Annotated in this window: 13 protein-coding genes; 2 read left to right on the forward strand and 11 right to left on the reverse strand. The window is 46.3% G+C overall.

Annotation, left to right across the window (positions count from 1 at the left end; genetic code table 11):
• Positions 1-369 precede the first annotated feature (369 nt).
• Together ABN764_RS28270 and ABN764_RS28275 are read right to left on the reverse strand one after the other, a co-directional pair.
• The gene (locus ABN764_RS28270; protein WP_021256087.1) at positions 370-594 is read right to left on the reverse strand and encodes a hypothetical protein; all 225 of its coding nucleotides are present in this window, start codon (positions 592-594) and stop codon (positions 370-372) included.
• A 206-nt stretch (positions 595-800) separates the two neighbouring features.
• On the reverse strand, positions 801-1,406 hold the full coding sequence (locus ABN764_RS28275) for a stage II sporulation protein M (protein WP_174811565.1): 606 nt from the start codon (positions 1,404-1,406) through the stop codon (positions 801-803).
• A 172-nt stretch (positions 1,407-1,578) separates the two neighbouring features.
• Between ABN764_RS28275 and pdaB the strand changes: the two genes are divergently transcribed.
• Positions 1,579-2,388: a polysaccharide deacetylase family sporulation protein PdaB gene (gene pdaB / locus ABN764_RS28280; protein ID WP_268627104.1), complete on the forward strand. Its 810-nt coding sequence runs from the start codon at positions 1,579-1,581 to the stop codon at positions 2,386-2,388.
• Between the two features lie 38 nt (positions 2,389-2,426).
• Here pdaB and ABN764_RS28285 read toward each other — a convergent pair whose 3' ends face one another.
• On the reverse strand, positions 2,427-3,029 hold the full coding sequence (locus ABN764_RS28285; RefSeq protein ID WP_174807337.1) for a KinB-signaling pathway activation protein: 603 nt from the start codon (positions 3,027-3,029) through the stop codon (positions 2,427-2,429).
• Between the two features lie 130 nt (positions 3,030-3,159).
• Between ABN764_RS28285 and gerD the strand changes: the two genes are divergently transcribed.
• The gene (gerD, locus tag ABN764_RS28290; RefSeq protein ID WP_021256083.1) at positions 3,160-3,840 is read left to right on the forward strand and encodes a spore germination lipoprotein GerD; all 681 of its coding nucleotides are present in this window, start codon (positions 3,160-3,162) and stop codon (positions 3,838-3,840) included.
• A gap of 68 nt (positions 3,841-3,908) precedes the next feature.
• Here the strand turns inward: gerD and salA are convergent, their stop codons facing one another.
• The 8 genes from salA to rplQ all read right to left on the reverse strand — a co-directional run bounded on the left by salA (position 3,909) and on the right by rplQ (position 10,687).
• Positions 3,909-5,060, reverse strand: coding sequence for an iron-sulfur carrier protein/transcriptional regulator SalA (gene salA, locus ABN764_RS28295; RefSeq protein WP_446673784.1), 1,152 nt, complete (start codon positions 5,058-5,060; stop codon positions 3,909-3,911).
• 70 nt (positions 5,061-5,130) lie between these two features.
• On the reverse strand, positions 5,131-5,913 hold the full coding sequence (gene cwlD / locus ABN764_RS28300) for an N-acetylmuramoyl-L-alanine amidase CwlD (RefSeq protein WP_446673785.1): 783 nt from the start codon (positions 5,911-5,913) through the stop codon (positions 5,131-5,133).
• 98 nt (positions 5,914-6,011) lie between these two features.
• On the reverse strand, positions 6,012-7,187 hold the full coding sequence (gene sat, locus ABN764_RS28305) for a sulfate adenylyltransferase (RefSeq protein WP_446673786.1): 1,176 nt from the start codon (positions 7,185-7,187) through the stop codon (positions 6,012-6,014).
• A gap of 76 nt (positions 7,188-7,263) precedes the next feature.
• Positions 7,264-7,956: a phosphoadenylyl-sulfate reductase gene (locus tag ABN764_RS28310; RefSeq protein ID WP_268627099.1), complete on the reverse strand. Its 693-nt coding sequence runs from the start codon at positions 7,954-7,956 to the stop codon at positions 7,264-7,266.
• Positions 7,957-8,214: 258 nt separating this feature from the next.
• Entirely contained in the window at positions 8,215-8,607 is a 393-nt protein-coding gene (rpsI, locus tag ABN764_RS28315; RefSeq protein ID WP_005544499.1) for a 30S ribosomal protein S9, read from the reverse strand.
• A 22-nt stretch (positions 8,608-8,629) separates the two neighbouring features.
• Positions 8,630-9,067 (reverse strand): 50S ribosomal protein L13, encoded by a 438-nt coding sequence (gene rplM, locus ABN764_RS28320; protein ID WP_005544500.1) that lies wholly within the window; start codon positions 9,065-9,067, stop codon positions 8,630-8,632.
• Between the two features lie 181 nt (positions 9,068-9,248).
• Positions 9,249-10,049, reverse strand: coding sequence for a tRNA pseudouridine(38-40) synthase TruA (gene truA, locus ABN764_RS28325; RefSeq protein WP_142546712.1), 801 nt, complete (start codon positions 10,047-10,049; stop codon positions 9,249-9,251).
• Positions 10,050-10,321: 272 nt separating this feature from the next.
• Complete coding sequence (gene rplQ / locus ABN764_RS28330) at positions 10,322-10,687, reverse strand: 50S ribosomal protein L17 (RefSeq protein WP_021252438.1); 366 nt, start codon at positions 10,685-10,687, stop codon at positions 10,322-10,324.
• Between the last annotated feature and the right edge of the window lie 57 nt (positions 10,688-10,744).

Genomic DNA, 10,744 nt, shown 5'->3' on the forward strand with positions numbered 1-10,744 from the left:
CACGCCGCCAGCGTTCGTCCTGAGCCAGGATCAAACTCTCCGTTAAAGTTAAGTTTGAACTGCTCATATCTTTTGACGAGGTATTGCTACCTCATTCACAAACGTTGCTCGTTGTTCAGTTTTCAAAGAACAATCTCAGTCAGTAACCAATCTCTCAGTTACTTTCTTTTTCTCACCGCTTTGTCAGCGGCGACTTTTATATCTTATCATTTCGTTCAGTTGTTGTCAACACTTTTTTATAATGTTTTTTTCAACCGTTCGTTATGATTGTTGTTCCCGCTCGCTTCATGTCGAAGTCGTTCAGAAGGGAACGAAAAATAATTTATCATATATTCGAAAACACGTCAACACTTTTTTTAAACTTTTTTATTACATAGTAACATTCCGATGATTTCTAGCATACTTGGACAGTTCTTTAGGTGATGCAATTCGCGCGTACATGCGAAATACGGTACGGTATCGCTTCGATATCGCATCCCGTATTTCTGCCTCTAATCGCTTATCGCTTAAATCAAATAGCATCTCATCCAATTCCTTGCGCAGCATATAGCTCAATTCTTTACATTCTCTCTCATTGAACAAAAATCCTAGCATAACTGTCCGCATCCTCCCTTGACGACAATACCCCTGTCTTCGAACATAACGCTTACTTCCCCACTGCTTAACACTCTATAGTGTCTGCTTATAGGGAAGTAACTCGCACCCGCTTCTGTTCAATTACAGAAAGTATGGTGCCGCTTTACTGTTATGCTCATTTTTGAGCTGTTTTATCACAGGGAGGCGCGGATTCGTTTATCTAGTTAACCATTCATCAACCAGAAAGTTACGGTACTCTCAATAATAGCGGCAACTAGCAGCATTGCGGTTACCCATACCGCCCCTGCTCCAGTCTGCTTTATCCAATCCATAATCGTTGGCCCCTCAGCGCGTATACGTCTGCTGAAGAATCGCTGCAAGATTAAGATACCAAATCTCATTCCATAAGCACCGGCAATTAGAATTGCAGGAATTTCAAGTATTCCATGCGGAAGTATACCCTTAATAATCGTGCTTGCTAAATCAAGACCCTGCGATTCCATAATTCGCAGCAGCAATCCGATCACCATTCCATTAATAATAAGGAACCCCGCTGGTACGATCCCTAATACGATCCCAGCAAACATGATCATGACAGCCTTAATCGCATTGTTATAGAAAATAAATACGAAGAAAGACAATTCTTGATTATCAGATTGCATTAATTGATCCCGCATACCTTGAATCCCCTTGAGCTGTTCCATGATGAAGCCCTCAAACCCGCTCCACTGATTGCCAAGCACATACCCTACAGCAAACAGCAACACAGCGGCAATGAGATACCAACGCAACTGCTTCAGCGTATTCCACCACGATGAGAATCGAAGCATATTGTACACTCCTCCTTTCAGACTGACTTGCAGACATAATTCCATACACTCAGCATACAGTGTAGTAAACAAGCATGACAAGCTGCAGCTTGTCGACGGGCATTAGTATTAGGCAGCAACGTACCACCCTAATTCGCCCCATTCAAAACGTTACGAGAGGAGCAGCCTTGGTATGAATAATTACTTTTATGTATTTAGCGGCAAGAAAATAAAGCGTGTATTTGTACTTGCAATTGCAATGCTATTCGCCGCTGGCGTCGTTTACGTAGAGAGCGACAATATTACCGTATTTTCAGAAGGCAGCAGCCCTTCCGCTATCTACAGCGTCCCAACTGATAAAAAGATGCTTGCCCTCACGTTCGATATTAGCTGGGGGGATACACGAGTTGAGCCAATTTTGCAGATTTTGCAGGAGAAGGGTGTAAAAAAAGCAACGTTCTTCCTCTCCTCTCCTTGGAGCAAGACGCATAGTGACCTCGTGAAGAAAATTGAGGCTGCTGGCTACGAAATTGGAAGTCACGGCCACAAGCATGACAATTACAGCAGCATGAGCGATGAAGAGATACGTAAGCAGATTCAGGCGGCCCACAACATTCTATCTGAAGTTACAGGGAAAGCGCCAAATCTGATTCGTATGCCGAACGGTGACTTTGACAAGCGCGTCCTGCAAATTGCTAACAGTCTGAATTACAAGGTCATACAATGGGATACCGACTCATTGGATTGGAAAAATCCCGGGGTTGAAACGATCGTGAACCGCGTCGTTAGTAAAGCACATCCTGGAGACATTATTCTCATGCACGCTAGTGATTCATGCAAGCAAACCCATCTCGCCTTGCCGACCATTCTGGATCAATTGTCCGCAAAGGGATTTGAGTTCGTTACGGTCTCTGAGCTGATTCAACAAACGGAAATGAAGAGCAAAACGATTCAGGATCAAGCAACGATGATGGAACATTTGCAAAATGCAGTAGGCATGTAACGGATGTAAAGGTATACAAAAAAGCTGACGGATTTCCGTCAGCTTTTTGCTGTGCCCACCAATCGATGCAGCATCAAGATTTGATACGCATTGCATATTGCGAGCGGTATGTATACGAACCAGGTAGCCATATTTCCAATGTTAAGTGCCGACAGTGTCTCCACTGTGGTGATTGCAATCATGAAGAATAAGGTAGGAATAAGAGCCTTCGCATTTGTCGCCTTTACTTTCCAATAAGAAACAGCTACAGCAAGCACTAGGACAACTAAACCCAGCACGATATCCTCGTAGCCCCCTCCACGCACTCCTTCTGGCCTGTTTCCCAGAAGCATGCGCAGGAACATTAGATCGAGTAGTGCAATCACGGTCAATAATACCTGAACATACGGCCATCCCTTCTTGAACAAGCCAATAGCAATATAGTTCAACGTCAGATATGCGAAGAATCCCATCTGCGAATAGACGCTGATCATACATCCGCTCAAGATTAACTGAAGCACATTAAGCAAAATATCCACTGGCCCTCTAAAATTGCCCATTTCCCCTTGAAATACCTGTAATGCGAGGCCAATGACGAGACTGATTGCCCCACCAATACACGTAGTCGTCCAAAATAAATAAGACCATTTTTTCAAATTCATGGTGCTCCACCTCCGCAATGTTCATTATTTTACCAATGTTCTCAGCAAAAAACTATCATTGTCAAACATAATTCATAATTTCCTCCACATACTACGCGTGAGGACATGGACAGAAGGGAGCGAAGCTGTTATGAAGGCACCACTGGGCAAACTTGCGATCGTCAGTTTCGTCGTAATCGTGCTGTTGACCTCTTGCGGCATGGAGCAGCCCACACAAAGCAGTAATCTCGATTATAAAGAAGTTAAAACGATGGTTGTCGATATTTTAAAGACAGAGGAAGCGCAGAAGGCGATCCAATCCGGTCCATCTGGCGGAGGCGGCATGCAAGCCCAATCATTAAATATGCAGCAGCAGGAGCAGATCCGGACGGCAGTTAAGGATACACTTGTATCACCCGATTATGAGAAAGTCCTCGATAAAGTAATGAAAGATCCGAAGTTTGCCGGGGAATTCGCCAAGGCGGTAAGCAAGGAAAACAAACAAATCCTGAAGACTTTAATGAAAGACCCAGAGTATCAGAAGGACTTTGGTGACATTGTTAAATCTCCAGACATGATGAAGTCTTATTTGGATATGATGAAGACACCAGAGTATCGCAAACAGCTACAGACTGTAATGAAGGATGCTTTGAATAGCCCTATATTTAAGCTTGAAATCATGGACTTATTAGGGAAGGTCGTTAAAGAAGAATTGCAGCCGAAGGAAAAAGAAAAAGAAAAGGAAGGAAAGAAAAAAGGTGGGGAAAAGGAAAAGCAAGGCGGTGAGAGTGAAGGTGGATCGGAAGAAGAAGGTGGTAGCGGAGAAGGCTAGGAGCCCACTCTTTCCCCTCTATTCCTCAATTATGGAGAGGCACTCATGATGAGGCCTCTCCGACATTGTTAGGCCTGCACAACTTGCAGCTTCGCATCAACGGCAGCCGCCAACTCATCGAATTGCTTGCCAATTGACGAATCTGCCTTATATACAGAAGGAGCATAATCCGGTTCTGCAGGATGATTGTCTGGAGCGCCGAGCGGAAGCTGCGCAAGCAGGTCAACATGAAGCTCATCTGCCAGCTTAGCACCGCCCCCTCGTCCAAATACATATTGCTTCTCGCCACAAGAACCGCATTCCAGATAGGACATATTTTCGACGATACCGATAATCTCATGCTTCGTATGAATGGCCATTGTGCCTGCTCGAGCCGCAACGAAGGCAGCTGTCGCATGTGGTGTCGTTACGATGATCTCTTGGCTATGCGGTATCATTTGGTGAATATCCAAGGCTACATCCCCCGTACCTGGAGGCAAGTCAAGAAGCATGTAATCAAGCTCCCCCCACTGCACTTCTTGGAAGAAATTCCGCAGCATCTTGCCAAGCATTGGACCGCGCCATACGACCGGACTATTGTCCTCTACGAAGAAACCCATGGACATCACCTTCACTCCGAAGCGCTCCTGTGGAATGATATAGTTGTCTACAACGACGGGGCGGTCTTCAATCCCCATCATGTCAGGTACACTGAATCCATATATGTCTGCATCTATTAGGCCAACACGTTTGCCGAGACGAGCGAGCGCAACCGCAAGGTTCACGGTCACTGTCGATTTGCCAACTCCACCTTTGCCGCTGGCAATTGCGATAAATTTCACTCCAGATGCCGGATCCAAGATAGGATGCTGTTCTAATCCAGCACCGTGTCCACGAGGAGCACTCCCCTCTTGGGAATCACGGCCATTACCCGCATGATCGGTTGTTGATTGCACGCTTTGTACCGCTATTCCAGCTGCACTCAGCTCAGCTTCAGATGCGATGCGAGTACGAACATATACATTGTGCAGCTCAATTGCTGCTAGACGCTCCTTAATCTGTCCGACTAGCGCCTCTCTAGCGGCTGCATCTGCTGCTTGTGGCGCTACGATTGCCGTCAGCTTCACTTCATCTTCCTTAATCATCATATCGCGAATCCAATGAAGGCTTGTCATGTCTTGTCCCGACACTGGTTCCTGCAAGCCCTGCAGTGCTTGCAGCACTTCTTCTTTCGTCGTCATGATGGCACCTCGTCTCCTATGAAGTTCAGATCGGTCACTATGTAACCGTTTCTATTATAGCATAAGGTCATCATTTTCCAGTTTTTTCTCCTGCAATGTATCGCAGAATTCCCTTGTAGATCGATGCAGCTAGCTTCCGCTGATATTCTTCATTCGCCAGACTCCGTGACTCTTCTGGGTTGGATAAGAAGCCTGACTCCACCAACACAGCTGGGATCGAAATATGATCCATAAAATAGAGCTTACGATCTATAGGCTTGGCCTCCCGATCCGTATTGGCCAGATTCGTACGAATTTCAGCTTGAATCCACTTCGCAAGCTGTTCATTATCCGGATGGAGATTCGTATAGAAAGCCTGTGCTCCACTCCAGCGAGAAGATGGTACGCTGTTCATATGCAAGCTAATGACAACATCCGCTTTCTTCTCCTCGATATAACCAACACGCTTCTTCAAGTCCTCTGCCTTCCTGCGGGAGTATCCCTTCGTATCCTTATCCGCCAAATCATAGTCCCCTTCCCGGGTCATGACCACAATAGCCCCAGCTTGCTGCAAGTAATCACGAAGAAGTAGTGCAATCGTTAGGTTAATGTCCTTCTCTAATAACCCCTCGCGACCAACAGCCCCTCCATCTACTCCACCATGCCCTGCGTCGATAGCAATCACTCTGCCCGATAGAGGAATGGACCAATAGGTCCATGTCTTCGATACCGGCATCTCCATCGTCATCACAACAACGACTAGAAGCAGCAAGCATAAACTTATTAACCAGCGACGGACATTTCGCAGTGGTATCCATAAGATTGACGTATGTCTTCGCTTCTGACGGCTTTGTTCCCAACTTACCTTTTTCACAAAAAAGCCCACCTCCGCTCCATAAAGACTTCTAATCATCTATATGGGACGAGGTGGACAAATATACGTTAACGATCCACAGGTTCCTCTATATTCAATTACTTTTGGGCAGTTGTTGAGTGTGCCATGCCTTCGATCAGAATGCGTGCCACCTCAGGTCTTGAGAATTCTGGAGGTGGACATGTACCGTCACGCAATAGCGCACGCACCTTCGTTCCGGATAGGGTCAAATGATGGGTTGCATCATGAGGACAGGTCTTGCTGGAGGCCATACCTCCACATGTCTTACAGTAGAAGCTGTGCTCGAAGAATAACGGCTGAATCCCCAATTCTTCGGGTTCGAAGGAGCTGAAGATATGCTGGGCGTCATACGTGCCATAATAATCGCCCACACCTGCATGGTCTCGGCCAACAATGAAGTGGGTGCAGCCGTAATTTTTTCTCACAATGGCATGAAATACAGCTTCTCTTGGTCCTGCATAACGCATCGCAGCTGGGAATACCCCAAGAAACACGCGATTCTCTGGGTAATAATTCGCCAGTAGCGCTTCATAGCTGCGCATGCGCACATCAGCTGGGACGTCATCAGACTTTGTTTCCCCTACAAGCGGATTTAGAAATAGAGCATCTACAATCTCCATCGCACTCTTCTGGATGTACTCATGAGCACGATGCACCGGATTTCGTGTTTGGAAACCAACAACAGTTCTCCAGCCTCTGTCCGCAAACAATTGCCGCGTCTCCACGGGATCAAAATAATATTGGGAAAATTGCTCCGGCTGTCTGCGCTTCAATACAGATACTTTGCCTCCCACATATGTAGAAGGACGCTTCAGCAGCTTCTCCACCCCAGGATGTGCTGTATCCATCGTTCTGTACACTTGTTCTGCTTCATGCAGCAAATCAGCCTGATATATGCTCTCTATTTCGATAATGCCATACAGCTCCCCGTCTCCTTCCCCAACAAGCGCAGCTGGGCTTCCTATGCTGAGCTTCTTAGCTACTTCATCCGAGACTGCCAGTGTAATAGGTAAGCTCCATACCGTTCCATTCGCCAATCTCATCTGATCTACAACACTTTTGTAGTCATCTTCATTCATAAAGCCTTCAAGGGGGGAAAAAGCACCTCCCCCTATCATTTCGATATCCGATAATGTACGTGCATCGAGCGATATGCGCGGCAGGGCTGCCGCCACATTACGCTTCAGCTCCTTCTCGTCTTCTGGAACCAATCGATTGATCAGTGTACCTCCGTGAGGCTCAATTGTTGACATCTTCTTAGCACCTCTCCTCTGCATGTGGCAATAGTACCATTCTTTATTAGCAAATCAAATGGTACCCACGCACTTATTACTTGTGAAGCCCACATTCTATTTTCGCTGATCCTGACCAACGTCCAGCCCTTGGATCTTCACCTGCTTGAACGGCGCGCGTACAATAGGAGCATCCTATACTGGGATATCCTTGGTCATGCAGGGGGTTATAAATGATATCGTTTGTACGGATATAGTTCCATACATCTTCTGATGTCCAAGCAGCTAATGGATTGAATTTGATGAGGCCGAATTTCGGGTCGTATTCTACTTTTCGTGTATTGGCTCGTGTTGGGGCTTGATCTCTTCGAATGCCGGTAATCCATGCATCATATTTGCTTAGAATGCCAGTGAGTGGTTCGACTTTACGAAGATTGCAGCATTGGTTGGGATTACTAAGCCACAATTCATCACCGTATGTCTCGGATTGCTCTTCAGGGGTAAGTTGCGGGGTGACGCGTACAAAGTTTAAACTATAACGCTCCGTAATGCGATCTCTCGTCTCGTATGTTTCTTGAAAGTGAAAATCCGTATCCAGGTAAAAAATATCGGTCGAAGGACTGATCCGCTGCAGCATGTCTACAAGCACAACATCCTCCGCTCCAAAGCTACAAGCAAACGTAATATTCGGGAATGCCTTAACAGCCCAAGCGATTACCTCTTCCGGATTGGACTGCTCATATTGCTCCGCCTTCTCATGAACAAGAGCCTCTTTCTCCAATAAATTCATTTTTGCATCCTCCACATACTCACCTTTTATTCCTAGTATTTTGGTATGTTTTGTATAATTAATAATTATAGATCGTTTCTTTGCTTTGTCAATTCGAAATTTACAAAGAGATAGACATATGATTACAGCCTATTCCGGCTAAATGTCCTAGGTGCGGGAAATGTGGAGTGTATGCAGATTCCAGAGCAGGTCTTAACATACAAAAAAGCCCTCCTTGGCCAAGGGCCAAGAAAGGGCTGTATGTTCGGTAATCCAATCTTAACGTTTGGAGAACTGAGGTGCGCGACGAGCTGCTTTAAGACCGTATTTCTTACGCTCTTTCATACGAGGGTCGCGAGTCAAGAATCCTGCTTTTTTCAAAGCTGGACGAAGCTCAGGGTCAGCCTTGAGCAATGCACGGGAAATGCCGTGACGGATTGCGCCTGCTTGACCGGAGATACCGCCGCCATGAGCCAATACCAACACGTCGTATTTACCGAGTGTTTCTGTAAGGTTCAATGGTTGCTTCACGATAAGCTTCAATGTTTCCAAACCAAAGTATTCATTAAGGTCACGTTTGTTGATCACGATGCGGCCTTCGCCTGGTACAAGGCGAACACGCGCTACGGAATGCTTACGACGACCTGTCCCATAGTATTGTACTTGTGCCATGAAACTGTCCTCCCTTTATTTATTATCCGCGAAGTTCGTAAACTTCAGGTTGTTGTGCTTGATGTGGATGCTCAGCGCCTGCATATGCTTTAACGCGAAGCTTCATTTTGTTACCCATGCGAGTCTTAGGCAACATCCCTTGAACAGCAAGTTCGATCATACGCTCTGGCTTGTTGTTCAACATTTCTTGTGCAGATGTCACTTTCAAACCGCCTGGATAGTGGGAGTGACGATAGTATTTCTTGTCAGTCAATTTCTTACCTGTCAACACGATTTTCTCAGCGTTGATGATAACAACGAAATCACCGCCGTCAACATGTGGCGTGAAAGTTGGTTTGTGTTTGCCGCGAATAAGTGCAGCTGCTTCGCTCGCCAAGCGGCCAAGTGTCTTGCCTTCAGCGTCGATAATGAACCATTTGCGCTCAACGTCAGCTGGCTTCGCCATGTAAGTGGTACGCATGAAATATCCTCCTTAATAACATTCGTTCCTGTCTAGCTTGTGTATATTCATTCAATCGTTGATTTTCATTCATGAACTGCAATCTGCAGTGTGATTTCTTTGGGGGGCTGTGGGAAAGCCTAAAGAAACACAAATGTTATTTTACAATAGATTAGGGCATATTGCAAGAAAATATTTCGATTCACTCGGATACGTTGTTTATGGACTCAAGTCGCTCTTCGCCACCGTATTCCACGCTCCACAGCATCAATCCATGCGGAACCGCCAATGGACCTGCCACTTGTCGATTCTTCGCTTCCAAGATGCGTGGGATGTCATGCGGTGCAAGCTTACCCTGGCCCACCCGTATCAGTGTGCCTGCAATGATGCGAACCATATTGTATAAGAAACCATTGCCTGTCACTACGATATGAATGCGACCGCGGCCTTCTTCCCCCGTTACGCTCGGTTCATATTCGATGTGGGCGTCATAGATCGTACGGACATTACTCACCTTCGTCGACTTCGGAGAAGTAAACGAAGTAAAGTCATGTTCCCCTATTATATGAGTAATGGCTTCTTGCATTGCACGGACATCCAGAGGCTTCGGGTAAAAGAACTCGGTTAACCTCCGGAATACATCCGGCTTCCGCTCTGCAATGATGGAGTAGCGGTATGTCTTCCGCTTCGACGAGTAACGAGAATGGAATGACAATGGCGCCTCCCACGTCTCACGGATGACAATGTCATCCGGCAAACGCGAATTGATCGCAATCGTCCACCGGTCAATCGGAATCGCCGATTCGGTCATGAAGTGAAATACTTGGCCGTAAGCATGCACCCCTGCATCTGTCCGACCCGAAGCATGAATGCTTATGGATTCATTCGTCAGCATCTTGATAGCTTGCTCAATACGACCCTGTATCGTGTCTTCATTCGGCTGTATCTGAAAACCGCTGTAAGCTGTTCCATCGTAACTTACAAGCATTCCTACGTTACGCATGAAGACTCCTTTCATTCACTGCTCTGTGAACAGGCAGTCGCCACTATCTCTATTCGCATAAAGACAGCCGCTGCATTGCGTATTCTTGCATTCATTCACCACATGAAATATATAGCACATAAATTCATAAGTGGAATCATTGCAAGAGTCAAGACAGGAAGCCAACAGAAGTTGGCTCCAATCCTAACACAGTTAAAAAGAAAAGCTCCTCATGGGAGCCTTCTTTTTACGACGCTGTTACACGACGTATTGAACGTATTCTGCAACCGCAATTACACGCGGTCAACCAGTTCCAAATAAACCATAGGCGCGGAGTCGCCACGGCGTGGTCCCAGTTTCATGATACGTGTGTAGCCACCTGGACGCTCTGCGTAACGTGGTGCAAGCTCCGAGAACAGCTTTTGGATTGCATCTTGTTCACCGTTCAACGTTTCGCGACGAACGAATGCTGCCACCTGACGGCGAGCATGCAAGTCACCGCGCTTCGCCAACGTGATCAACTTCTCAGCGATGGAACGAACTTCTTTCGCTTTCGCTTCAGTTGTTTGGATGCGCTCATATAAGAACAAGTCAGTAACCATGTCGCGGAACAAAGCTTTACGCGCGCTAGAGTCACGACCCAACTTTTGGTATGCCATTGCTATTTCCCCTCCTTCTATGCCAAGTCCCGTTTAGTCTTCCATGCGTAAGCCCAA

The sequence above is a fragment of the Paenibacillus wuxiensis genome (assembly GCF_040195695.1).
GTDB classification, from domain to species: Bacteria; Bacillota; Bacilli; order Paenibacillales; family Paenibacillaceae; genus Paenibacillus_B; species Paenibacillus_B suaedae.

What these genes read in the sequence shown, in the direction of transcription:
- rplM (WP_005544500.1), bottom strand. Translation starts at nt 9,067, where the DNA reads ATGCGTACCACTTACATGGCGAAGCCAGCTGACGTTGAGCGCAAATGG.
- ABN764_RS28275 (WP_174811565.1), bottom strand. Translation starts at nt 1,406, where the DNA reads ATGCTTCGATTCTCATCGTGGTGGAATACGCTGAAGCAGTTGCGTTGG.
- salA (WP_446673784.1), bottom strand. Translation starts at nt 5,060, where the DNA reads ATGACGACGAAAGAAGAAGTGCTGCAAGCACTGCAGGGCTTGCAGGAA.
- pdaB (WP_268627104.1), top strand. Translation starts at nt 1,579, where the DNA reads ATGAATAATTACTTTTATGTATTTAGCGGCAAGAAAATAAAGCGTGTA.
- rpsI (WP_005544499.1), bottom strand. Translation starts at nt 8,607, where the DNA reads ATGGCACAAGTACAATACTATGGGACAGGTCGTCGTAAGCATTCCGTA.
- ABN764_RS28285 (WP_174807337.1), bottom strand. Translation starts at nt 3,029, where the DNA reads ATGAATTTGAAAAAATGGTCTTATTTATTTTGGACGACTACGTGTATT.
- ABN764_RS28270 (WP_021256087.1), bottom strand. Translation starts at nt 594, where the DNA reads ATGCTAGGATTTTTGTTCAATGAGAGAGAATGTAAAGAATTGAGCTAT.
- truA (WP_142546712.1), bottom strand. Translation starts at nt 10,049, where the DNA reads ATGCGTAACGTAGGAATGCTTGTAAGTTACGATGGAACAGCTTACAGC.
- sat (WP_446673786.1), bottom strand. Translation starts at nt 7,187, where the DNA reads ATGTCAACAATTGAGCCTCACGGAGGTACACTGATCAATCGATTGGTT.
- gerD (WP_021256083.1), top strand. Translation starts at nt 3,160, where the DNA reads ATGAAGGCACCACTGGGCAAACTTGCGATCGTCAGTTTCGTCGTAATC.
- rplQ (WP_021252438.1), bottom strand. Translation starts at nt 10,687, where the DNA reads ATGGCATACCAAAAGTTGGGTCGTGACTCTAGCGCGCGTAAAGCTTTG.
- ABN764_RS28310 (WP_268627099.1), bottom strand. Translation starts at nt 7,956, where the DNA reads ATGAATTTATTGGAGAAAGAGGCTCTTGTTCATGAGAAGGCGGAGCAA.